At 36.5% G+C, this 23,455-nt stretch carries 25 protein-coding genes and 1 other RNA gene; 19 read left to right on the top strand and 7 right to left on the bottom strand.

The genetic code is table 11. The features are described 5' to 3' along the window. The first annotated feature begins 47 nt into the window (after positions 1-47). The 3 genes from menA to V0410_RS04730 all read left to right on the top strand — a co-directional run bounded on the left by menA (position 48) and on the right by V0410_RS04730 (position 2,255). The gene (gene menA / locus V0410_RS04740; protein WP_227942235.1) at positions 48-977 is read left to right on the top strand and encodes a 1,4-dihydroxy-2-naphthoate octaprenyltransferase; all 930 of its coding nucleotides are present in this window, start codon (positions 48-50) and stop codon (positions 975-977) included. Positions 978-994: 17 nt separating this feature from the next. Further along, complete coding sequence (locus V0410_RS04735) at positions 995-1,441, top strand: SRPBCC family protein (protein ID WP_330746535.1); 447 nt, start codon at positions 995-997, stop codon at positions 1,439-1,441. 127 nt (positions 1,442-1,568) lie between these two features. Next, the gene (locus tag V0410_RS04730) at positions 1,569-2,255 is read left to right on the top strand and encodes a metal-dependent hydrolase (protein WP_330746534.1); all 687 of its coding nucleotides are present in this window, start codon (positions 1,569-1,571) and stop codon (positions 2,253-2,255) included. 117 nt (positions 2,256-2,372) lie between these two features. On the opposite strand, the gene ffs is transcribed toward V0410_RS04730, so the two are convergent. Beyond that, positions 2,373-2,470: signal recognition particle sRNA small type (gene ffs / locus V0410_RS04725), an RNA gene on the bottom strand. A 131-nt stretch (positions 2,471-2,601) separates the two neighbouring features. Here ffs and V0410_RS04720 point away from each other — a divergent pair. The 10 genes from V0410_RS04720 (at position 2,602) to V0410_RS04675 (ending at position 12,285) form a co-directional block, all read left to right on the top strand. Beyond that, on the top strand, positions 2,602-3,204 hold the full coding sequence (locus V0410_RS04720) for a DUF4199 domain-containing protein (RefSeq protein ID WP_062674918.1): 603 nt from the start codon (positions 2,602-2,604) through the stop codon (positions 3,202-3,204). A 16-nt stretch (positions 3,205-3,220) separates the two neighbouring features. After that, the gene (locus V0410_RS04715; protein ID WP_110010230.1) at positions 3,221-4,171 is read left to right on the top strand and encodes a glycosyltransferase family 2 protein; all 951 of its coding nucleotides are present in this window, start codon (positions 3,221-3,223) and stop codon (positions 4,169-4,171) included. 198 nt (positions 4,172-4,369) lie between these two features. After that, positions 4,370-4,753 (top strand): hypothetical protein, encoded by a 384-nt coding sequence (locus V0410_RS04710; RefSeq protein WP_330746533.1) that lies wholly within the window; start codon positions 4,370-4,372, stop codon positions 4,751-4,753. A gap of 195 nt (positions 4,754-4,948) precedes the next feature. After that, positions 4,949-5,650: a GIN domain-containing protein gene (locus V0410_RS04705; RefSeq protein WP_330746532.1), complete on the top strand. Its 702-nt coding sequence runs from the start codon at positions 4,949-4,951 to the stop codon at positions 5,648-5,650. A 64-nt stretch (positions 5,651-5,714) separates the two neighbouring features. Continuing rightward, positions 5,715-7,430 carry a phospho-sugar mutase gene (locus tag V0410_RS04700; RefSeq protein ID WP_330746531.1) on the top strand — a complete coding sequence of 572 codons (1,716 nt, stop codon included), beginning with the start codon at positions 5,715-5,717 and terminating at the stop codon, positions 7,428-7,430. Between the two features lie 77 nt (positions 7,431-7,507). Beyond that, positions 7,508-8,761, top strand: a complete 1,254-nt coding sequence (locus tag V0410_RS04695; RefSeq protein WP_330746530.1) for a pyridoxal phosphate-dependent aminotransferase — start codon at positions 7,508-7,510, stop codon at positions 8,759-8,761. Positions 8,762-9,078: 317 nt separating this feature from the next. After that, positions 9,079-10,065 (top strand): phosphatase PAP2 family protein, encoded by a 987-nt coding sequence (locus tag V0410_RS04690; RefSeq protein ID WP_330746529.1) that lies wholly within the window; start codon positions 9,079-9,081, stop codon positions 10,063-10,065. Between the two features lie 139 nt (positions 10,066-10,204). After that, entirely contained in the window at positions 10,205-10,927 is a 723-nt protein-coding gene (gene kdsB, locus V0410_RS04685) for a 3-deoxy-manno-octulosonate cytidylyltransferase (protein ID WP_330746528.1), read from the top strand. 85 nt (positions 10,928-11,012) lie between these two features. Beyond that, positions 11,013-11,675, top strand: a complete 663-nt coding sequence (locus V0410_RS04680; protein WP_202840629.1) for a histidine kinase — start codon at positions 11,013-11,015, stop codon at positions 11,673-11,675. Between the two features lie 34 nt (positions 11,676-11,709). Further along, positions 11,710-12,285: a glutathione peroxidase gene (locus tag V0410_RS04675; RefSeq protein ID WP_110010221.1), complete on the top strand. Its 576-nt coding sequence runs from the start codon at positions 11,710-11,712 to the stop codon at positions 12,283-12,285. 66 nt (positions 12,286-12,351) lie between these two features. Here V0410_RS04675 and V0410_RS04670 read toward each other — a convergent pair whose 3' ends face one another. Beyond that, positions 12,352-12,477: a hypothetical protein gene (locus V0410_RS04670; RefSeq protein WP_330746527.1), complete on the bottom strand. Its 126-nt coding sequence runs from the start codon at positions 12,475-12,477 to the stop codon at positions 12,352-12,354. A 28-nt stretch (positions 12,478-12,505) separates the two neighbouring features. Here V0410_RS04670 and V0410_RS04665 point away from each other — a divergent pair, with 28 nt between their 5' ends. After that, on the top strand, positions 12,506-13,021 hold the full coding sequence (locus tag V0410_RS04665; RefSeq protein ID WP_330746526.1) for a VOC family protein: 516 nt from the start codon (positions 12,506-12,508) through the stop codon (positions 13,019-13,021). 128 nt (positions 13,022-13,149) lie between these two features. Here V0410_RS04665 and V0410_RS04660 read toward each other — a convergent pair whose 3' ends face one another. Next, positions 13,150-13,806, bottom strand: a complete 657-nt coding sequence (locus V0410_RS04660) for an NAD(P)H-binding protein (protein WP_202840627.1) — start codon at positions 13,804-13,806, stop codon at positions 13,150-13,152. 115 nt (positions 13,807-13,921) lie between these two features. On the opposite strand from V0410_RS04660, the gene V0410_RS04655 reads away from it, so the two are divergent. Both V0410_RS04655 and V0410_RS04650 read left to right on the top strand, forming a co-directional pair. Beyond that, positions 13,922-14,275 carry an MmcQ/YjbR family DNA-binding protein gene (locus V0410_RS04655; protein ID WP_330746525.1) on the top strand — a complete coding sequence of 118 codons (354 nt, stop codon included), beginning with the start codon at positions 13,922-13,924 and terminating at the stop codon, positions 14,273-14,275. An 82-nt stretch (positions 14,276-14,357) separates the two neighbouring features. Further along, the gene (locus V0410_RS04650) at positions 14,358-14,849 is read left to right on the top strand and encodes a hypothetical protein (protein ID WP_330746524.1); all 492 of its coding nucleotides are present in this window, start codon (positions 14,358-14,360) and stop codon (positions 14,847-14,849) included. A 39-nt stretch (positions 14,850-14,888) separates the two neighbouring features. Here the strand turns inward: V0410_RS04650 and V0410_RS04645 are convergent, their stop codons facing one another. Beyond that, positions 14,889-15,809, bottom strand: a complete 921-nt coding sequence (locus tag V0410_RS04645) for a bifunctional riboflavin kinase/FAD synthetase (RefSeq protein ID WP_330746523.1) — start codon at positions 15,807-15,809, stop codon at positions 14,889-14,891. A gap of 287 nt (positions 15,810-16,096) precedes the next feature. On the opposite strand from V0410_RS04645, the gene atpD reads away from it, so the two are divergent. The 3 genes from atpD (at position 16,097) to V0410_RS04630 (ending at position 18,872) form a co-directional block, all read left to right on the top strand. Beyond that, positions 16,097-17,605 (top strand): F0F1 ATP synthase subunit beta, encoded by a 1,509-nt coding sequence (gene atpD / locus V0410_RS04640; protein ID WP_062674887.1) that lies wholly within the window; start codon positions 16,097-16,099, stop codon positions 17,603-17,605. 88 nt (positions 17,606-17,693) lie between these two features. Then, the gene (locus V0410_RS04635; RefSeq protein WP_062674884.1) at positions 17,694-17,975 is read left to right on the top strand and encodes a FoF1 ATP synthase subunit delta/epsilon; all 282 of its coding nucleotides are present in this window, start codon (positions 17,694-17,696) and stop codon (positions 17,973-17,975) included. Between the two features lie 78 nt (positions 17,976-18,053). Then, on the top strand, positions 18,054-18,872 hold the full coding sequence (locus V0410_RS04630) for a hypothetical protein (protein ID WP_330746522.1): 819 nt from the start codon (positions 18,054-18,056) through the stop codon (positions 18,870-18,872). A 362-nt stretch (positions 18,873-19,234) separates the two neighbouring features. Here the strand turns inward: V0410_RS04630 and V0410_RS04625 are convergent, their stop codons facing one another. The 3 genes from V0410_RS04625 to V0410_RS04615 form a co-directional block, all read right to left on the bottom strand. Then, positions 19,235-21,424 carry a B12-binding domain-containing radical SAM protein gene (locus V0410_RS04625; protein ID WP_330746521.1) on the bottom strand — a complete coding sequence of 730 codons (2,190 nt, stop codon included), beginning with the start codon at positions 21,422-21,424 and terminating at the stop codon, positions 19,235-19,237. Positions 21,425-21,574: 150 nt separating this feature from the next. Continuing rightward, entirely contained in the window at positions 21,575-22,336 is a 762-nt protein-coding gene (locus V0410_RS04620) for a hypothetical protein (RefSeq protein ID WP_330746520.1), read from the bottom strand. A 228-nt stretch (positions 22,337-22,564) separates the two neighbouring features. Beyond that, positions 22,565-23,443, bottom strand: a complete 879-nt coding sequence (locus V0410_RS04615) for a DMT family transporter (protein WP_110010214.1) — start codon at positions 23,441-23,443, stop codon at positions 22,565-22,567. Positions 23,444-23,455 lie beyond the last annotated feature (12 nt).

The raw sequence follows: 23,455 nt of genomic DNA, 5'->3' as shown, positions 1-23,455 counted from the left end.
TGATTGATATTATCATTTATCAATTATCTCTTATCAATGATAAATTTATGACACATTGGATAAAAGCCGCAAGGCTAAGAACTTTACCGCTTTCCTTAAGCGGAATTATTATGGGAGCTTTTATTGCAAAATGGAGACTTTACGGAGAAGGAGGTACCTGGGACTGGAAAATCCTTGCGCTTGCTCTTTTGGTTACACTTTTATACCAGATTTTATCAAATTATGCCAATGATTATGGTGACGGAGTAAAAGGTACAGACGCCAAAAGAATCAATGAAGCTGAAGCAAGAGCTGTAGCATCAGGGAAAATTACCGCAAAACAGATGAAAAATGCAGTAATCCTTTTCGCAGCATTATCCTTCATTGCTACCATCGCTTTGCTATACGTAGCCTTCATTCCAAACTATATGAATGAATTCTATATCTTCATAGGATTGGGAGTAGCATGCATTCTTGCCGCAATTGGATATACGGTAGGTAAAAAACCTTACGGATACATGGGATTGGGAGATATTTTCGTGTTTATCTTCTTTGGACTGGTTTCTGTGTGCGGAAGCTATTTTTTATTCACAAAAACTTTCAGCTGGGATATATTATTACCCGGAACAGCGGTTGGAATGATGAGTATGGCGGTTCTTAACCTGAACAATATGAGAGATATCGAAAGTGATAGACTGTCTGGGAAAAACAGCTTTGCATTGAGAATCGGATTCAAAAATGCAATGATCTATGAAATGGTTCTGTTGCAGTTACCATTGGTGCTTATCCTTATCTTTTTAGGAGTAAACGGGTTTATACAGCAGCAAAACTACTATGTGTTTATTGTAATGATCCTGTTATTCCCATTAGCCAAGCTGAGGAGAAGCATCATGTCGGTGAAAGAACCAAAAGAATTAGACCAGTACTTAAAACAGGTAGGAATCATGACTTTTGTAATGGCAATTCTTACAGCAGCCGGACTTAACTTATTTCACTAAATCTAAAATAGTATACCATGAGTTCTAATGCATACGTTGAAGCTCAAATGCTTATCAGGAAGCCGGTTGAGGATGTTTTCGAAGCATTCGTCAATCCGGAAGTAACTACCAATTTCTGGTTTACCAAATCGACCGGAAAATTGGAAGAAGGTAAGACGGTTACCTGGGAATGGGAAATGTACGGAGTAAAAAACGTAGTGAAAGTTCACGAGATTATTCCGAACCAACTGATCAGAACAGAATGGGGAGAGCCTTCAGTAAACGTAGATTATGAATTCAAAACGATGGAAAAAGGAACACTCGTAGTCATTAAAAGTTATGGATTCAGCCAGACAGGTGAAGACCTGCTGAAAGTAATCAATGACAATACAGGCGGTTTTACAACGGTTTTAGACGGCTGCAAAGCGTATCTGGAGCATGGGATTCATTTAAGATTGATTGAGGATAAATTCCCGGCGAAATAATAAATTAAAGAAAACACGGATGGCACGAATGCTTTCACAAGCTCCACTAATCTCATTGTGCTGTTTGTGAAATTATTTGAGTCATTTGTGTTTAATCTATTTAATAATAATTGAAATTAAATTTAAAATGAAAATACAATTCTTAGGGCAAAATTGTTTCCTGTTCACGTACAAGGACAAAACAATTTTGAGTGACCCTTTTTACAACTACAAAAAAGCAGAGTCAGGGTTTGATATTGCTGCTCAAAAAATCGACTATATTCTGCTGACCCATGCGCACGGTGATCATATTGCTGATGTAGCAGAGGTATTGCAGCACTATCCGGAAGCTACCATCATTGGAGTTCCTGAAGTATGCGGTTATTTCCAGCAGGCAAAAAATAAAGACGATGTGAACTTAGGAGGATCGGCAAAAATCGACGATCTTAAAATTTCCATGGTTCCGGCTCACCATACAAGTTCTTTCCCGGATGGAAGCTATGGAGGCGTTCCTGTAGGGTATATCTTCAGACTTCCTGAAGGTAAGAACATCTATCTGGCAGGTGATACAGGAGTAATGGCTGATATGGAGCTGTTCCCGAGACTATACGGAAACATCGACCTTTCTATTCTTCCCATCGGAAGCCACTATACAATGTGTCCCAGAAAAGCTTCTTTTGCAGCAGCAGAATTGTTAAAAACTCCGAAAGTAATCGGATGTCACTTTGATACTTTCCCTGCCATTGAAATCAACCATGAAAGTGCACTACAGCATTTCGCTGATAAAAATGTAGAACTTGTTTTACCAAAATTAGGAGAAACGTTCGAATTTTAATCGATAACAAAACCGGAGGTAATCTGAAAATTAGAAAAATGAAAATGATGCGTAAGGTATTAAAAACAAAAAAAGATAATTATCAAATTACCTCTCTTCTTACTTTAAACCAAAAAAAAATGGCAAGCTACCTAAATCACACCGCTACGACCGATTACCTTTGCTGCGTTCCCACCCTGGAGGATTCTCAGGAGCTGGTTGTTTAGGACTTGCCGTTGCAAAGGTAGGAATATTTTATAAACTTCAAAACTTTATTAAAGAAAATTAGTCGAAAAAATGCAGTGGTAAAGCTAAACGCCTGACATTTAGAGGGAAAATTTTTCAACTTTTTTCTAAAAATTTAAATATGACGAAAAGTCCATCAACACTAGGAATTATACTTTTTATTGCTACAATGATCGTTTTCTTTGTAGTATATACTTTTTTCTCAGGAATCAATTATTTTGATATCTCTTTGAAAGCCAATGCTTTTGTTTTACCTCTTTTATATGCCGGAGCTGCTTTCTGGTCTGTAAAATCTTACTGGAACAACCATAGAGTGGTGAAATTTAAAGATGCTTTCAAAAGAGCATTTGTTCCGATGTTTATCGGAGGAATTCTTTCCATCTTCAGTATTTATGCGTTTTTAACCTTCGTTGATCCTGCAGCAAAAAGCCTTTTGAACTATCAATATGTTCAGAGACAAAAATCAGAACTGGATACAGAATATACTTCTGCAAGAAAAATTCTGAAGCATCAGAAAGATATTGATGAACTGGATCAGAAATACAAAGAAAGACTGCAAAGCTTCACTCCTGAGGCGGTTAAAGGAAAAGATATGCTTACCGCAAGTCATTTTTCAGGATATTTTGCAGCAATTCTTATATTTTACGTAGTTTTGTCGGTGTTTTTCGGAGCATTTTTCAGAACAAGAACAATACATCAGCCCGAAGAAACCAATCAAGCCTAATTTTTATTAAAATTAAATGAATTTATCTATAGTTATTCCGTTACTGAACGAAGAAGACTCTCTGGAAGAACTTTTTTCAAGAATTGATAAAGTGTGTACAACCAGTAATTTATCTTATGAGATCTGGTTTGTAGACGACGGAAGTACGGATTTGTCGTGGAGTATTATTGAGAATATGAAAGTTCAGTATCCTCAGATCCACGCTATTAAATTTTCCAGAAATTATGGAAAATCACAGGCGCTTCATGCCGCTTTTGAAAGAACAAACGGTGATGTAGTGATTACAATGGATGCCGATTTACAAGATTTCCCAGAAGAAATTCCGGAACTGTACAATATGGTGATTCATGATAATTATGATATCGTTTCCGGTTGGAAAAAGAAGCGTTTTGATAATGTAATGACGAAAAATATTCCGTCAAAACTATTCAATGCGGCAGCGAGAAAAGTTTCAGGAGTTTACCTTCACGACTTCAACTGTGGTTTGAAAGCTTATAAAAGACAGGTGGTAAAATCGGTTGATGTGTACGGAGATATGCACCGTTATATTCCGGTATTGGCTGCCAATGCAGGTTTCAGAAGAATTACCGAGAAAGAAGTACAGCACCAGGCAAGACCTTACGGAACTTCAAAATTCGGAACGGAAAGATTTATCAGAGGATTTCTGGATCTGATAACCCTTTGGTTTGTAAGCCGTTTCGGAGGAAGACCAATGCATTTCTTTGGAGCTGTGGGGACTTTAATGTTTATTGTTGGTTTTCTTTCAGCACTTTGGCTGGGAATTTCTAAACTGATTGATGTGGCAAGAGGAATTTACGGACATTTGATTACCAATAACCCATGGTTCTTTATTGCATTAACCATGATGATTATGGGAACCCTTCTCTTTATTGCAGGATTCTTAGGAGAAATGATTATCAGAACCAACCGCGAACATAAAAACTATAATATTGACGAAGTGATATAATCTTTAAATACTAATGGCACGAATGCTTCACAAATTACACTATGGGTGTTTGTGATATTAGTGTATAAAATTAGTGTAATTAGTGGTTCTTAAGCACAATGATAGTAGACCACAATTAACGATAATAACTTCTCTGAATAAATATAAGCACTCTGTTACAGGGTGCTTTTTGTATTTTTATAAAAACTTTTAATCTCAATGTTTCAATTCAAATCAATCCTTTTTTATTTTCTTTTATTCCTGATAATTTCCTGTTCATCCAACAAACTCTCTGGTTCGTGGGAGTTTATCGATATTTATGATGGTGAAATCAGTCAGACAGATACACTGAAAACCAAAACAAATAATTCCAGATACGGAACAGGAATTCTGACCTTTTATCAGGATAAAACTTTCAGTTCAATGGGCAACAATGGAACTTATCAGATAGAAAATAATCTGTTGAAAATGAAGTATAATGATGATGAAAATGTAACTCCTATGAAGATTTCAGGTGTAGATAAAAATTACCTGCTTTTATTTTCAATGTCGGGAAGTCCTAAAACGTGGTTTTATAAAAAAATAAAGACAAAGTATAAATAGGAAACAGTCTTTTCCCTGAAAAGCAGAAAATTAAAAATGATCAGGTATTTTATTGTCAAAAGACAAAGATTTTTAGAAATTTTAATCCTATTTTTGTTCAAAGTAATATTGAAAGTCTACTGAGAGATATGAAAAAACTTTCAGGGATTTTCAGTACGAATTGTTACGATAATAATGTAATATTTAAAATTAAATATGAAAAAAGTTGTATACACATTGATGCTGATGGCAGTTGTTTCCTGTGGAAAAGTTTCTCCAAAAGGAAATATTGAAAAGAAAGATGTGGATGTACCGGAATTTGTAAACCTTGACCTGGAAGGGAAATTCCGTGTATTTTATGCCAGAGGTCCGAAAAATTTTGTAGAAATAGAGACCTATCCGAATGTAGCCAATAATCTGGATGTGGATGTAGAAGACAAAACACTTTTCATCAAAGAAAAAAGAGGTACAAAAGGAGTCGATTTTTATAATGTAACGATTTATTCAAAATATAATCTTGAAAAAGTTGCCGTTTCCGATTCTGTTGAAGTCAATATTTCAAGTGAAATCAAGACAGACAATTTCAGGCTTAGTATGAAAAATAATGCAAGCTTCATGGGCTCTGTCAACACCAGAAGAGCAGAAGTGGAAATGCATAACAGAAGCCGTGCTAATTTTCTTGGATTGTCCAAAGAAGCTGTTATAAAAATCTCAGATACAGCAAGTTTGATTGCGCCTTACTGGAAAATTACCAACCTGAATATTGATTCCAAAAACGGAAATTATGCAGAAGTAAACGTAAAGGATTCTTTGAAAGGACATATTCAGAACACAGCAAAATTTGTCTATTATAACGATCCGATCAGAGCGTTTAAAATTGATAAAACGACGAAAGTTGAAAACAAAAAGCTGGATTAAAAAACAGCATTATTTAAACTAGAAACTAGGAATTTTACAAACTATAAAAGAACAACATATAAATATGAATACACTAGAAAAAGCGAAACTTTGGTTAAGTGATACCTTCGATAAGGAAACGAGAGATGCTGTACAATTACTGATTGACAGCAATTCCCCTGATCTGGAAGATTCTTTCTACAGAGAACTGGAATTTGGGACAGGAGGAATGCGTGGGATAATGGGAGTAGGAACCAACCGCTTGAATAAATATACATTAGGACAGGCTACACAGGGATTGGCGAACTACATGTTACAGCAGTTCAAAGGTGAAGAGATTAAAGTGGCCATCGCTTATGATGTTCGTAATAACTCAAAAGAATTCGGGAAACTGGTAGCAGATGTTTTAACAGCCAACGGAATTAAAGTACTGCTTTTCAAAGACCACAGACCGACACCTGAGTTGTCTTTCACCGTTCGTGATAAAAAATGTAACGGAGGGATTGTTTTAACAGCTTCCCACAACCCGCCGGAATACAACGGTTATAAAGTTTACTGGAATGACGGTGCACAGATTGTACCGCCTAATGATGAAGCGATTATCAATGAAGTATATTCTGTAAAATTTGAGGAAATTAAATTCAACGGAAATGATGATCTGATCGAATGGATCGGAGAGGAGCAGGACGACGTATATATCGATGCATGTATTGAAAACTCTACCTATCAGAATATCGGAAAAGAAAATTTAAATATTGTTTTCACTTCAATCCACGGTACAACATATACAACTGTTCCTAAAGCACTTGAAAAAGCAGGGTTCAAAAAGGTTGATCTGGTAAGAGAACAGATGATCCCAAGCGGAAATTTCCCTACTGTAGATTCTCCCAACCCGGAAGAGCCTGCAGCATTGGAAATGGCAATGGATCTGGCAAGAATTACCAATGCTGATATTGTGATCGGAACAGACCCGGATGGAGACAGATTAGGAATCGCGGTAAGAAACCTTGATGGCGAAATGCAGCTGTTGAACGGAAACCAGACCAATACCATCCTTACGTATTATATCTTAAACGAGTGGAGAAAGCAGGAAAGAATTACAGGAAAAGAATTTATTGGTTCTACGATTGTAACTTCAGATATCTTCTTTGATATCGCTCAGAAATTCGGAGTAGAATGCAAAGTAGGTCTTACCGGATTCAAATGGATCGGAAAAATGATCCGTGAAGCAGAAGGAAAGCAGAAATTTGTATGCGGAGGTGAAGAAAGTTTCGGATTTATGACCGGAGATTTCGTTCGTGACAAAGATTCTTGTGGAAGTATCCTTTTAGCCTGCGAAATTGCAGCATGGTGTAAAGCCAACGGAAGAACAATGTATCAGTACATGATCGAGATCTATGAAGACCTTGGAATGTATTACGAAGGATTGATCAATATTGTAAGAAAAGGAAAAGAAGGTGCTGAAGAAATTCAGAATATGATGAAAAACTTCCGTGAAAATCCTCCGAAGGAACTGGCAGGATCACCGGTAGAAGAAGTAAAGGATTTCAAAGAACAAACCAGCCTTACCGTTTCTACCAACGAGAAAAAAGTAATGAATGATATTCCGAAATCTAACGTTTTGATCTATTATACACAGGATGGAACAAAAGTATGCGTAAGACCTTCAGGAACGGAACCAAAAATCAAGTTCTATGTTTCTGTAAAGGATTCCATTACTTCAGAAGCAGATTTCAGAGACAAATTAAAATCATTGGAAGCCAAAATAGGAGCCGTTAAGACAGATTTGAAACTGGATTAATACTCTTAAAAACACCATCAATCAAAAATATGAGAAGATTCATGGAGAACGATAATATAAATTTAAAATAAGAAAAAGTGAAAGTTTCAAAATTAGCAGCGAACCTGATCGGTTCTGAAATTGTAAAAATTGGTAACGAAGTAAATGATCTAAAAGCAAAAGGAGCGGAAATTGCCAATCTTACTATTGGTGATCTGAATTCTAATATCTATCCTATTCCGGCATTGCTGAAGGAAGAGATTCAGAAAGCATATCAGAATAATTTGACGAACTATCCGCCTGCCAACGGACTTTTATCTTTAAGAAAAGAAGTTTCCAAAGACCTTAAAAAAAGATGGAACCTGGATTATTCTCCTAACGATATTCTGATTACTGCAGGATCAAGACCTTTGATCTATGCGGTGTACAAAACCATTGTAGACGAAGGAGATAAAGTAGTGTATCCTACACCATCATGGAACAACAATCACTATGCTTATCTTACTTCTGCCAACGCTGTAGAAGTGAAAACAAAACCTGAAACCAACTTCCTTCCGACTGCTGATGATTTAAGACCGCATTTGGATGGAGCAGTGCTGTTGGCATTGTGTTCTCCATTGAACCCTACAGGAACCATGTTTACAAAAGAACAGCTTTCAGAAATCTGTGAACTGGTTATTGCTGAAAACAAAAAAAGAGGAGCAGACGAAAAACCGTTATACCTGATGTATGACCAGATCTATTCTTGTCTTACGTTTGGAGCAGAACATGTAGATCCGGTTTCTCTTTTCCCTGAAATGAAAGACTACACCATCTATATTGACGGTATTTCAAAATGCCTTGCTGCAACCGGAGTACGTGTAGGATGGGGATTCGGACCTGCTCATATTCTTGATAAAATGAAGGCACTTCTTACTCACGTTGGAGCTTGGGCACCTAAACCTGAGCAGGAAGCAACCGCTAAATTCTATGAAAACTCAGAGAACGTTGATGTTTTCGTTAACGACTTTAAAGCTAAACTTGAAAACAGCTTAAAAGTACTTCACAACGGAGTTCAGGATTTAAAGGCAAAAGGACTTGCTGTTGACAGCATCGAACCAATGGGTGCTCTTTACCTTACCATCAAACTTGATTATATCGGAAAAACAAAACCTGACGGAGCTGTCATTGAAAACTCTTCAGATCTTGTTTTCTACTTAATCAATGAAGCAGGAGTGGCTTTGGTACCGTTCTCAGCCTTCGGAGAAGAAAAATCAGAACCTTGGTTCCGTGCTTCTGTAGGAGGATTGGCTGTAGATGAGATCAAGGTAATGCTTCCAAAACTGGAAAGTGCTTTGAACAATTTAAAGTAATCTTTACATAAAATATAGGCTTCGACTCTGTCCGGCATGACATCGTTAAAATACATCCTTTAGTTTTAGCAATGTCACGCTGAGCGGAGTCGAAGCTTTTTTTACACACCTTTTAAACCATGAACCTTCCACAGAAACCCTATATTTCATGGATATATGGGATTATTTTTCTGATCCAATATTGGAATTAAAGCTGCGTTTATTTCTCGAAAAATTAAATAAATATTAAAAGTTAGATAACCGCTTTGCACTACATTCAACAAGGAATTATATTTGTGGCTTTTACACACCTGAATATATAAATCGAAAATTACACGATGAAAAAACTGAGATTTCTACTCTTACCGGTTTCAATATTGGTATGCTCACAAGAAGTTGATACATTGAAGGTACAAGAACTTCCCAAAGAAGCTGAGCTTCCAAAAGTACAAACCTACACCTTAAAAGACGGTTCCGTCCGGACGTATCCAAAACCTAAACTCCTTGACTTTGTCACCAAATTACCAAGAAACTTCATCAATACCAATAAAGATTTCGTAGCTAAAGATCATGCTTATTATCTGGGGGGTGCTGTTGGTGCTACGTTAATACTCCTGCCGTTTGATCAGAAACTAATTGATAATTCAAGAGAGCTGGCCGAAAGATGGGGAATGGATAAGGATAACAACTATCACAAAGTGGGAGGTGTTTTTAAAATTCCTAAAGATGTCGGATCTGCGCTGTACCTGATCGGAAACGGGTCTACGTTAGTCTTATTAGGAATAGGCTTCGGAACCTATGGATTGATAAAAAATGACTACAGAGCCCAGGCTACCGCCAGTGGTTTAATGGAAAGTTTAATTCTTTCAGGAGTTTTTACGCAGACCCTTAAAAGAATTACCGGAAGAGAAAGCCCTTTTATTGCCGAAGAATACGGACATAAAGGAGGCGCATGGAACCCTTTTCCAAGCTTTTCAGCATTCAGCAAAAACACCTCGAATTACGACGCAATGCCATCAGGACATTTAACGACATTTATGGCTGGGATTACTGTAATTGCAGATAACTATCCGGATGCGAAATGGATCAAACCTGTAGGATATACATTAGCCGGAGCATTGTGCTTTCAAATGATGCAGAGTAAAGTTCACTGGGCTTCAGACTATCCTCTGGCTTTATTCATGGGGTATTTTATAGGAAAAACCATTTCAAAAAGCAGATACACTTCTTCAGAAGGAACAATCGGAAAGACAAAATATAGTCTCAACTTCACTGCATCCCGCCAATGGGAATACAATATGGTAGGCGTAAAACTCTCTTTTTAATCTCTGAAATCTCTGTTTTGTTTAGGAAATAAGATACTTTTCACTACATTTGATCTCAGGATAAAAGGTGTATCCGGACTTTTATAAATACCGGAATGAAACCTCCTGATTTAAAAAGAATTACTTAATATTGTATTGAATGAAAATAATCGCTGTCATCCCTGCACGTTATGAAGCAAGCCGTTTTCCGGGGAAATTAATGCAGATTTTAGGAGAAAAAACCGTTATTACCACAACCTATCAGAATGTAGTGGAAACAGGGCTGTTTGATGAAGTATTTGTTGCCACCGACTCCGAAATTATTCTTGATGAAATCGTAAAAAACGGAGGAAAAGCGGTCATGACAGGACAGCATGAAACCGGAAGCGACCGTATTGCGGAAGCTGTACAGAATATTGACTGCGACATTGTGATCAACGTCCAGGGAGATGAGCCTTTCCTTAAGTTAGAACCTTTACGTCAACTGATAGAAGTTTTTAAACATGACCGGCAACAGGAAATATCTTTAGCTTCTTTGAAAATACAGCTGCATGAAAAAGAAGAAATTGAAAACCCGAATAATGTAAAAGTGATTACCGATAATAATGGGTTTGCCCTGTATTTTAGCCGTTCCGTCATTCCTTTTCACAGGGAGGTTTCTTATGATGTAAGTTATTTTAAACATATTGGAGTATATGCTTTCAGAAAAGATGCCTTGCTGCAGTTTTCAAAGCTGGCTATGAAGCCATTGGAAATATCCGAAAAGATTGAATGCATCCGCTATCTTGAATATGGAATGAAAATCAAAATGATAGAAACCAATTTCGTAGGAGTAGGCATTGATACTCCGGAAGATCTGGAAAAAGCCCGAAAACTTATCTGAAATTAACAAATTGGTCTTCCTGAGCTTTTGCCTTTTTTGCAATTTTCCATAAATCCCCCTATATTTGAATTTATAAATAAAATTAATGAAGAAGTTATTATTAGTATTTGGACTGATATTTTCGCACGTGATATTCGGACAGACCGCAAAGGAAATTATTGACAAAAACATTGAATTATCCGGAGGTTTAACCAATTGGAAACTGTTAAACTCAGTATTGCTTCAGGGAAAAGTAATTCTGGGTGTCAAAGATGAATATCCGATAAGAATTTTTCAGCAGCGTCCGAATCTTACTAAAACATTGATTACCACCGGAGGGAAAGAAACAGCCATTGAAGGTTTTGATGGTACCAAAGGATATGCAATGAACTATGCGGCCAACAAACTTCAGGAATATCCTGAATATGTGCCGGAAAGTTTTGATAATGATTTCATTGATTGGGAAAATAAAGGATTTGACGCCAAATATCTTGGAAAAGAAAAAGTAGGAGAGATCTACTGCCATAAGGTACAGCTTACCAAGAATGTAAATAAGAACATGTACTATTTTGATACAAAAACGTATATGCTGATTAAAGAAGTGAAAAAAGATGAGACACTGATCTATTCTGATTTCAAAAAAGTTGGGAACATTATCATGCCCTTCAGAATCGAATCTTCAAGTCCCAAAAAAGACGGAGATTATGTGATGTTATTAAACAGAATCGATATCAATAAAGTTTTTCCGGCTAATATTTTTAAGTTTTAAATCAACTGCAGCCTGCTGCATAAAATTATAAGAAATGAAAAAGATTTTTTTACTGCTGCTTTCTTTCATGGCATTCCTGCAAAGCTGCACCAACCAGAAAAGTGAAATTTCTAAAGCTAAAACCACAGAACTTATGGGAAAAACAATATATGACTTTAAAGTAGAAAGTCTTGACGGTAAAGAAATCAATTTTGCAGATTTCAAAGGGAAAAAAATCCTGATTGTCAATACCGCTTCAGAATGTGGGTTTACACCCCAATACGCAGATCTTGAAAAGGTGTACGAACAATATAAAGATAAACTGGTTGTAGTAGGTTTCCCTGCAAACAATTTCGGGGGCCAGGAGCCTGGGACCAACACGGAAATCGGTGCTTTCTGCCAGAAAAACTACGGAGTAACGTTCCCTTTGGCAGCCAAAGTTTCCGTGAAAGGAGATGATACCGCTCCCATCTTCAAGTACTTAACGGAAAAGGAATTGAACGGAGTAAAGAACACAACCATCCTTTGGAACTTCACCAAATTCCTGGTAGATGAAAACGGAAAACTCATCGATTCTTTTGTAAGTACTACAAAGCCTACTGATGAGGCTATTACAAAGTATCTGAAATAAGAAATATTTTTTATAAGTGGGTGTTAACATCCACTTTTTTATTTTAAAATTGGTAATTATACAATTTTACATTAATACTGCTATCTTATTTATTATGACTCTGTCATTCTGAATGTAACGCAGTGAAATGAAGAATCCGGACTTTCCATAAGGTTCTTCCTTCGTCAGAATGGCAATGGCATCAAATTGCATATAGTCCTTTTAAATTGTAATATATCTTATGAAAAAAATAATTTTTACCCTTTGTATCGTGGCTTCGTTTATGTTAGGATTTGCTTTTAAGGCCGTTACAGAAAACAAGTCTGACGATATGAAAAGAGTTACCGGTATTGGCGGTATCTTTTTTAAATGTAAAGATCCTGAGAAAATGAGAGAGTGGTACAAAAATCATCTGGGACTCAGTACCAATCAGTATGGAGCTGTATTTGAATGGTTTCAGGGTAGTGATAATTCTAAAAAAGGATTCAGCCAGTGGAGCCCTTTCAGTGAAAAGACTAAATATTTTCAGCCTTCGGAGAAAGATTTCATGATCAATTACAGGGTGGATAACCTTGAAAAACTTGTTGAACAGTTGAAGAAAGAAAATGTAACCGTTGTAGATAAGATTGAGACTTATGAATATGGAAAGTTTATCCACATTATGGATATTGAGGGCAATAAAATAGAACTTTGGGAGCCTAATGATATTGAATATGAAAAATTAGGACAGAAAATGGGCAGCAAGACTACAAAATAGGAATACATTACAGGTAGCAGTATTGGGAGCTTAAACTTAAGGGAATCAATAAGGAGTTTTTCCCCTTTAACACGAAACATATTACCCCGCATCCCGAAATCCCGAATCACGCATCCCGAATCTTTTAACTATTCATTGCTCTTTTCCGCAAAACAGAAAATATTTCCCAGCTTGATACTGGAGTAACCGTTACTTTTTATTTTCGAAGAATTAATCATAGCTTTTGCCAGAATATCGGTTGGCAGGGGCTTCTGACTTTCTAATAGCCCTAATTTATTAGCAAATTTGATGATGCGGCTTCCCAATACTTCTCCGGTTCTTTCAGAATCTTTTCGTTCCAGCATTCCCGGCTTAAAAATAGTGATCTTGTTGAAATGCAATTGTTTTACAGCTTCTTCCAGTTCGCCTTTCATTTTGGAATAGAAAATTTTAGACTGTGGATTTGCTCCGTAGGCTGATACCAGAATATAATCTTCCACCTCATTCTCTTTCGCTGCTTTCGCAAATTCATACTGATAATCAAAGTCTACTTTCTTTTGGGCTTCTTTGCTTCCGGCATCTTTTAAAGTTGTTCCAAGACAGGAAAAGGCAACATCTCCTTTTACCATATTTTTCCATTCCTCCGGCTTCTCAAAATTCACCACATGAACTTTAAGCTTGTCATTTTGAATATCAACAGGCTTTCTGACAAAGATATCCACTTCATCAAACTCTTTGTCATTCAGTAACTGATTGACAAGATCTTTTCCTGTGGCACCTGTAGCACCTATTACCAGAGCTTTCATAATAATTGCGGTTTTGTGAGATTATTTCTTTCTTAAATTTACTAAATTTGAATCAAAGATTAAAGAATTAATTTGATCATTACCTATTACTTATCACTTATTACTTATATTGAACATGGATGCCAACGAAATTTTAGATTACTGTCTTGCCAAAAAAGGAGTTACAGAAAGTTTTCCGTTTGATAACGAAACTCTGGTGATGAAAGTAGACACCAAAATGTTTTTACTGATGGGACTTGAGAGACAGCCGTTGGCCATTAATGTAAAAACAGATCCTGAATGGAGCGCAGAGCTTCGTGAGCAATATCCGCAGATCTCGGGGGCCTATTACATGAACAAAACCCACTGGAATTCTGTAACTGTAGATGGATTGAAAAGAGATCTGATCTTTAAACTCATTGATCAATCCTACGAGCTGGTTTTCAAATCTCTGACTAAAAAGGCGCAGAATCAAGTCAATTCATTATAGTAAATAAAATAAATTGAGGTACGGGATTTGTTATCTATTACTGGTGAAATAATATATTTGACATTAATAAAATAAATAACAAATGAGAAATCACCTTTTATTATTCGCAGCAGCCGGAACATTGATGCTGTCAGGCTGCACCAAGCCGGTAAATAAGAACACTACCGAAAAAAACACTTCTGCTGTATCAGCCCCTGAAAAATCTCCCGAAACTCTTAAATTAGAATTTTCAGGGACAGACGCATTTACCATTACAAATGCACGGCTGAAAGTGAGCTTATATAGAATGGACGAAAAACTGGCTGATGCTCCTGCTACTTTAATCACAGAACAGGAATATGAACAGAAATCAATACCTTTCACCATCAATCTGCCAATACCTGAAGATGCTGAAAGCAAGATTAATCCAAAACCTACAGGGCCTGCAAAATATTATGTAACCATAAGCTGGGACTCTGATGGAAACGGAAAAGCAGATCAGAAAGGAGATATCTTTATTGATTATGACAAGCAGTTCCCGAATGTGAAACTGAATAATGAAACCCAGAAAATCTACTTAAAAGTACTAAAATAAACAAAAAGGCTATTCTCACCGAATAGCCTTTCTCTATATTTAGAAATCAAATTTTTCTGTTATTCTTTTATCCTCATCCAGTCTTTCAATCAATTTGTCCAGACCTTCAAATTTGATTTCATCATGAAGAAAATCCCTGAAACTTACCGTAATCTTTTCTCCATAAATATCATCATCAAAATCAAGGATATAAACTTCCACAGTTAGTTTTTCACCGTTTACCGTAGGATTGGTTCCCACGCTCAGCATTCCTTTATATTGGTTGCCTTTTACAAATACTTCTACAATATAAGCTCCTTTTTTAGGCAACAGCTTGATCGATTCGGTATCAATATTAGCTGTGGGATATCCGATGGTTCTTCCGATCTTTTTCCCATGAACTACAGTTCCGGAAACAGAGTAGAAGTAGCCCAACATTTCATTTGCTTCTTTAACATTTCCTGCTAAAAGCGCATTACGCACTTTTGTGGAGCTGATATTGTTTTCATGAATGTTGATGGCTTCCATCTGTTCTACTTCAAAATCAAGTTCTTTTGATAATTTCTGAAGAAGCTCAAAATTTCCGCTTTTGTTTTTTCCAAAAGAATGATCGTAGCCTATAATAAGATACTTTACATTAAGTTTATCAACTAAAATCTGACGTACAAATTCTTCTCCGGTTAAATTTCTGAATTCCTCATCAAATTCTTTCAGGAACAAATTATCAATGCCATATTTCTCTACAAGTTGTTTCTTTTCCTCCAGTGTATTCAGAAGCTTTAAATCTTCATTCGGATTAAAAACAAATCTTGGATGCGGCCAGAAGGTAAGGATTGCAGTTTCCAGATTATTTTCTGTACCTATTTTAGTCAGTTCATCGATAATACTCTTGTGCCCGAGATGTACCCCGTCAAACATTCCTAAAGACAACGCTAGAGGCTTCTGTGAGGAGTAATCTGTAAAATTCTTGAAAACTTTCAAAACGGAAAAATTTTGATTGCAAATATAAAACCTTTATTTTTAATGTAACGGAGAGAACCTGAAAATTTAAAAATGAAAAATTCTGAAAATATCCTGCATTATATTGTATGATAATAATGACAAAGTAATGAATTGCATATTTGCTGTTAAATATAATGATAAATATTGAATTTTACATAGTAAATAGCAAACTCCTTCCTCTCTTCAAAAGCATGATAAAAATCTTTTTTTTACCAATTGCGGGTTTATGAAGAATCACTATATTTGCACCAAGAAAAAATTTAGCAATGGCAAACCAAATTAAAGGTAAAATTTCTCAAATTATTGGTCCGGTAATCGACGTTGTCTTCACAGATGTGGAAGCTGTTCCAGCAATCTATGACGCGTTAGAAATTACAAAAGAAAACGGTGAAAAAGTAGTTTTAGAGGTAGAACAACATATTGGCGAAGATACAGTAAGATGTATCGCAATGGACGCTACTGACGGTCTTAAAAGAGGGCAGGACGTAATTGGATACGGAAATCCTATTATGATGCCTATCGGAGAGGCTGTAAACGGAAGACTATTCAACGTTGTTGGTGATGCTATCGACGGACTTCAAGATATTTCTAAGGATGGTGGTCTTCCAATTCACAGACCAGCTCCAAAATTTGATCAATTATCAACTTCAGCAGAAGTTTTATTTACAGGTATTAAAGTAATCGACCTAGTTGAGCCTTATGCAAAAGGAGGTAAAATTGGATTGTTCGGTGGTGCCGGTGTAGGTAAAACAGTATTGATCCAGGAGTTGATTAACAATATTGCAAAAGGACACGGAGGTCTTTCTGTATTCGCCGGAGTAGGTGAAAGAACGAGAGAAGGAAATGACCTTTTGAGAGAGATGTTGGAATCAGGTATTATCAAGTATGGTGATGATTTCATGCACTCTATGGAAAACGGAGGCTGGGATCTTTCTAAAGTAGACTTAGAAGCTATGAAAGATTCAAAAGCTGCATTCGTTTTCGGACAGATGAACGAGCCGCCAGGTGCAAGAGCGAGAGTAGCACTTTCTGGTCTTACATTGGCTGAGTACTACAGAGACGGTGGAGAAAGCGGACAAGGTAGAGACGTACTTTTCTTCGTAGACAACATCTTCCGTTTTACACAGGCTGGTTCTGAGGTATCTGCACTTCTTGGTCGTATGCCATCAGCGGTAGGTTACCAACCAACGCTAGCTTCTGAAATGGGTGCGATGCAGGAAAGAATTACTTCAACTAAAAATGGTTCAATTACTTCAGTACAGGCGGTATACGTACCTGCGGATGACTTAACTGACCCGGCTCCTGCAACTACGTTTGCTCACTTGGATGCAACTACGGTACTTGACAGAAAGATTGCTTCATTAGGTATCTATCCAGCGGTAGATCCACTAGCTTCTACTTCTAGAATCCTTGCTCCTGAAGTTATCGGTCACGATCACTACAACTGTGCTCAAAGAGTAAAAGAGATCCTTCAAAGATATAAAGCACTTCAGGATATCATTGCAATCCTTGGTATGGAAGAACTTTCTGAAGAAGATAAAGCTGTTGTATACCGTGCAAGAAAAGTTCAGAGATTCTTATCTCAGCCTTTCCACGTAGCAGAGCAGTTTACAGGTATCCCAGGATCATTGGTAGACATCAAAGATACAATCAAAGGATTCAACATGATTATGGATGGTGAATTAGATCACTTACCAGAAGCAGCTTTCAACCTGAAAGGAACTATCGAAGAAGCTATCGAAGCAGGACAAAAAATGTTAGCTGAAAACGCTTAATAATTAGACATAAAGATTACAGATACCAGACATGAGACTTTAAGGTTGTCTGAAATCTGAAATCTGAAATCTTCAAATCTAAATTAAAATGAATATAAAAATTTTAACACCAGAATACGTAGTTTTTGAAGGAGAAGTAGACTCAGTATTATTGCCTGGAAAAAATGGTGAATTTCACATCATGAAAAACCACGCAGGAATTGTTTCTTCTTTAATCGGAGGTGATGTAAAGCTTTTTGCTAATTCTATTGATGAGGCTTATGCTAAAAACTTCACTAAAGAAGCCGGAAAAGACTCTGTTTTTGCTTATGCTATCAAAAGCGGTGTTGTAGAATTTAATCATAATAAAGGAATTATCCTTTGTGAATAATTAAATGAAAAGCTAAATATATTTTCAAGAAAGTGTAACTTTGTGTTACACTTTTTTTATTTGTAAAAGTCTGATTGTATGAAGAGAGGCATAATCATATTATTTACAGTTCTGGGTGTTTTCCTCCATGCCCAGAATATCAAAACCAAAAGAGGAATTATTAATCTTGACGGTATTCCGGTAGCTAAGCTCTCCAACAAATCCAGCGAATATACGTTTATGGATCTTAAAGAGACCCCGATGTATACGATTAAATTCATTGATAAAAGCATCGTGGATTCTGTTCGCGACAGTTATATCATGGTCAACAGAGTATATAACAGGGACAAAACCATCGAAATTGATTACTCGTCACCTTCTGCATTTTCCGGAGAAGAAAAATCTGCCGTCTTTACCTCAGTTAAAGATCTTAAAATTATTGATAACAAAGGGATCAATGTTAAAAACCTGGATGAGCTTTTTTCAAATGTTCCCAAAAGGAAGCTGGATGCTAAGACAAAAGATGCTTATGCAATCAGAAAGAAAATAGACAAGATGAATATTGAGGTCAATAAAGTGGGAGAGATCCTTAGTAATGGCGTTCCGGTGGGATATTTTACCAATCTGCCGGTAAGTTTTGGTTCGGAAGATACCATTATGGACAAAACACCTATTGATATTGAAATTTATGATGCTAAAAGTAAACTTATCGGAAGGTATATTACCACAACAAAACAGCTGAAAACAGCGGGAGGAAAGTCTTTTACCATCTACAGAGAAATGTCCGGAAGAGCTTCAATCCTGAAATTCCCGACCTACAAAGCATTGGCTGAGCGTATGGCGATTATGGATCCCAATTTTATCAAAATACAGGAAAAAGTAAACGTAGGTACTGTTTCAAAAGAGACCCCTAATTAATGTAATACAGATTTTATCGATAGGAACGGGCTTTAGCCCGTTTTTTTATTATGGATCAAATTCATCCGGCTTTAGCCAAAACTTTAAAACCACCCCGTCAAAAATTCTTTGAATGTTTTGCCACCCCTCCGGAGGAGGGGAATATTTTGCCGGTTTATCTATGGCAGCTAGAAATTGGTTTTTGATTCCTTAGTATAAAAATAGAAGATTTTATTCTCTTAAATAAAAATTTGAATTTGTGTAATCCGTGAAATCTGTGAGAGATTATATTTTAATCAAAACAAGTCTTATTCATTCAGAAAAATAAGAATTCACGGAAAATTCACCAATTTTAAAAATTCCTGAGAAAAAAACGGAATTTTTTATAAACTTAAAATCACCCCGTTTTCCTTCAATTGCTGCATTGGTTTTGAGAACCAGAACAGCTCAAAATCATCGAAATTTTCTTCAAATTGATTTTTAAGTTGTTGAATAGTAGGTTTTTTAGAATTTTCAACAGCATTTTCTTCCAGTACATTCATCAGCCATTCTGCTTTTTCCTGTTCCAGTTCCACCTTCACAATATTGGTTTTTAAGTGGAATGTAAGAAGCGTATACGTACCAGAATATTTCTTTTTATTTTTTACGCGATTCTCAGCGATTACATTTTTGGTTAAAAAGACAACTTTGGAATTGGTCTTCAACTGAAACTGCCCATCTTCCAAAAGACAGTCGTGAATATAATCCGGATGAATGGTTGTTCTTGGAATTTTAAAATCAAACCATTCCTGAAGCGGCAGTTCGAAATTGACTCCATGCATATAATTGAACAGAGACTTTTTTAATCCGAAGCTGAACTTATTGTGATCGATTCCGGTTTTATCTTTAAAGTCAATATCATTATTAGCAAACAAAATTTCCTGTTTTACCGGAACTACACCGAAATCTTCCGGGCTCATCCCGACAGGTGAGTGAGCGGTCATCGCAAACTGATGCCAGAAACCGCTTTGAAGAATTCCCATTTCAAACATTTGTCTTACCATTTCAAGGGAATCGACAGTTTCCTGAACGGTTTGGGTGGGATAGCCATACATCAGATAAGCATGAACCATAATTCCGGCTTCTGTAAAATTTCTTGTTACATTGGCAACCTGTTCCACGGAAACTCCTTTATCAATTAATTTCAATAATCGGTCGCTTGCTACTTCAAGCCCACCGGAAACAGCCACGCATCCTGAAAGTTTCAGAAGATAGCAGAGATCACGGGTAAAGCTTTTTTCAAAACGGATATTGGTCCACCAGGTAACCACAAGATTTCTTCTGAGGATTTCCAGAGCTACTTCTCTCATTAAGGCAGGCGGTGCGGCTTCATCCACAAAATGGAATCCTGTTTCACCGGTTGTACGGATCAGTTCTTCAATCCGGTCTACCAGAATTTTTGCAGAAATAGGTTCGTAGATTTTAATATAGTCTAAAGAAATATCACAGAATGTACATTTTCCCCAGTAGCATCCGTGTGCCATCGTCAGTTTGTTCCATCGTCCGTCGCTCCATAAACTGTGCATCGGATTGGCGATTTCGATAACGGAAATATATTGATCCAGTTTTAAATCTGTATAATCGGGAGTACCTATTTCAGACTGTTTGAAGTCATGTCTTTTAGAATTATTCTTGTAGACAACTTCATTATTTTCGAGAAGAAAAGTTCTTTTAAATTCGCCTTCCCCTGCGGGAATTTCTAAATTTTGGTGAAGAAGTTCCAATGGAAGCTCACCGTCATCTAAAGTAATAAAATCAAAAAATTCAAATACTCTCTGGTCTTTTACTTCTCTTAATTCTGTATTGGGAAATCCTCCTCCCATTGCAATTTTAATGTGAGGATAATACTTTTTGATCCATTGGGCACATTTGAAACCGGAATACAGATTACCGGGAAACGGTATTGAAAAGCAAACCAGTTTTGGCTGTACGGTTTCTATTTTTTCCTGAAGAATTTTTAACGTAAATTCATCAATAAAGGTAGGCTCACCAGATAGTTTTGAATAAAGTTCATCAAAAGAATTAGCACTTTTTCCAAGGCGTTCCGCATATCTGCTGAAACCAAAATCAGCATCAATATTTTCTACAATATAATCGGAAATATCTTCCAGGTACAAAGTTGCCAGATGTTTGGCTTTATCCTGGAGCCCCATATTTCCAAAAGCAAATTCCATATCATCCAGCTGGTTGAAACGGGAAGCTTCGGGAAGAAAGTTCATGCTGCAGATCTGTCTTGCCAGTGTAGGTGTTTTTCCCTGTAGAAAAGGAATCACCTGATCTATCGTTTTTAAATACTCTTCTCTTAAGGCATAAATTCTCTGGGAATTTTCAGAGGTGTTCTGAAGACCAATTTCTTTATTGAAAACCTTGAGTATTCCGTCCTTTGAAAATAATTCCAAAATAACATCGATCCCCAAATCTACCTGATAACTGGAAATATTTTTGGTATTTAAAAATCCTTTAATATAAGCCGTTGCAGGATAAGGAGTATTAAGTTGGGTAAAAGGCGGAGTAATAAGAAGCAGGTCTTTCAACAGAAATTTTTTGCAAAGTTATTCTAAAGTTTTTTTAGAAAAAAATTTTTTCTCCTGATTATAAGCAGTCCGAAAAAGTCTTCAGAAAAAGTTTGCTTTATTACATCCTTTTTATCACAATTGTTTTATTTTCAATCTTGAAAATGTATTTTAGAATAAATCAGCGGGTTTATTAAACAAAGCATCAGTAGCATTGTTATCGATAAAGTTCAGAAAAGCATCTTCATCAAAATATCCGTCCTCATCAAGAATTGCCGGATTTAATAATTCAATTTCACTGGGTTTTTCCAGGCTGATATTTTCAATAAACTTTCCGGTTTTGCCTGTGATCTCATTGTGAAAACTGATTAAGTATCTGGAATAAATATTGCCTTCAGCAACAGTGTAATGTCCGTTTTCTGCAATAAGTGAAGTCATAATGCTTCCTCCGATGTAGGTTTCATTATCATTCCCCGAAGCACCAAACAATACTTTTGAGGTAACATTTCCAGCGCAATACAGCGAACCGTTGATGATGATATTTTCTGCCTGGATATTACCGGTAACAATAAGGACAATAAAATCTTCCACAAAAAGTTTCTCCGATAAGTGAAGATCACCATCGATAAGAATGATTTTATACCCTTCATCTTCGGAAGTAATCAGTTCCAGAGAAGTATTGCTGTCATTTTGTATAAGAACAATTTCAGGAGCATCATTTTCATTATTGATGTACAGGGAAGCGTCCTTTAACTTTTCTGCTGTTTCATCGTCCAGCATTTCGAGAAATTCACTAAGACTTTCTTCATCTATGCCGCTTTCATTGAAAAAATTGTTTTCCAGGGCTTCGTGAGCAATGCTGTATAGATTTTCTGATTTTTCTTTGAGTTGTTTGTATAATTGGTCTTTGGTCAGTTTTTGCAATTCTTTCATCGGTTTTTAAAAGTATATACATTATCTATTCGGTGGGGGAAACACCTGTTAATAGACTGATGCAATATAGTCAGATAAATTGTGTTACGCCAGAAAGAGATGTATTTTTTCAAATATTTTTCTTTTTGATGATTTCCTGAGCTGAAAAATTAGATTATTTCATACAAAAACCGAACTCATCAAGAAGTCCGGCTTTTGTATTATTTTGTATATCAGTCAATAAAAATTTTAGATATGATTTATTTTCTTTTGGTCTCCAATCACATTCAGGGTAACTCCCAAAAGAATTAAAGTAATCCCGATGAGTAAATTCAGAGTGAATTTTTCATGAAACATCAGGACACTGATCAATACAGCAACTACAGGTTCCAAAGCTCCCAAAATAGCAACAGGAGTGGATCCGATATATTTAATAGCATATACCAGACAAAGACTGGAGATCACCGTAGTCAGAAAGGCAAAAATAAGGAAGTTAATGAAGATCTCTGTTGAAGGAATAGCAAACGATGCGTGTGCTGTGACCGCTTTGGACATAAAGAACAAAGAGGTGAAAAGCATTGAATAAAATGTAAGCTTGAATCCGGAAACCTTGATATTCGACTTGTTGACGATAACCATATATAAAGCATAGAACAGTGAACTGAGCATGACAATTCCCAACCCTGCAAAGTTGATTTCCAGTCCTTTTCCTTTTAAACATAAAACAATAACTCCCGCGAAAGCAAGAAGTAAAGAAGCTCCGGATAATCTGGTAAGCTTCTCCTTATAAAAGAAAAGCATGATCAATGCGACAATAATCGGATAAATAAATAAAACGGTAGAGGCAATTCCGGGGGTCAGGAAATCATACCCTAAAAAGAGAAACTCTGAAGAAAGGGCATAACAGATTCCAAGGATGGCCAGGATTAAGACCTCTTTTTTATTGATTCTAAAACTCTCGCCTGAATACAGCAGATATCCTCCCACCATTAATGCTGAAAAGAAAAATCTGTAAAACAGCGTGATATCCATTGAAAAGTGCGCCTGTTTTACGGGCAGAATAAAAATCGGAATCAGACCATAGGAAACGGCCGACAAAATTCCCAGTGTGTAACCTCTAAGTTTCATGTGCATTATAGT

It is taken from the genome of Chryseobacterium sp. CP-77, assembly GCF_036362765.1.
Taxonomy (GTDB): domain Bacteria; phylum Bacteroidota; class Bacteroidia; order Flavobacteriales; family Weeksellaceae; genus Chryseobacterium; species Chryseobacterium cupriresistens.
The sequence above is the reverse complement of the archived record's forward strand: the minus strand, read 5'-3'. Positions and strand labels throughout refer to the sequence as shown.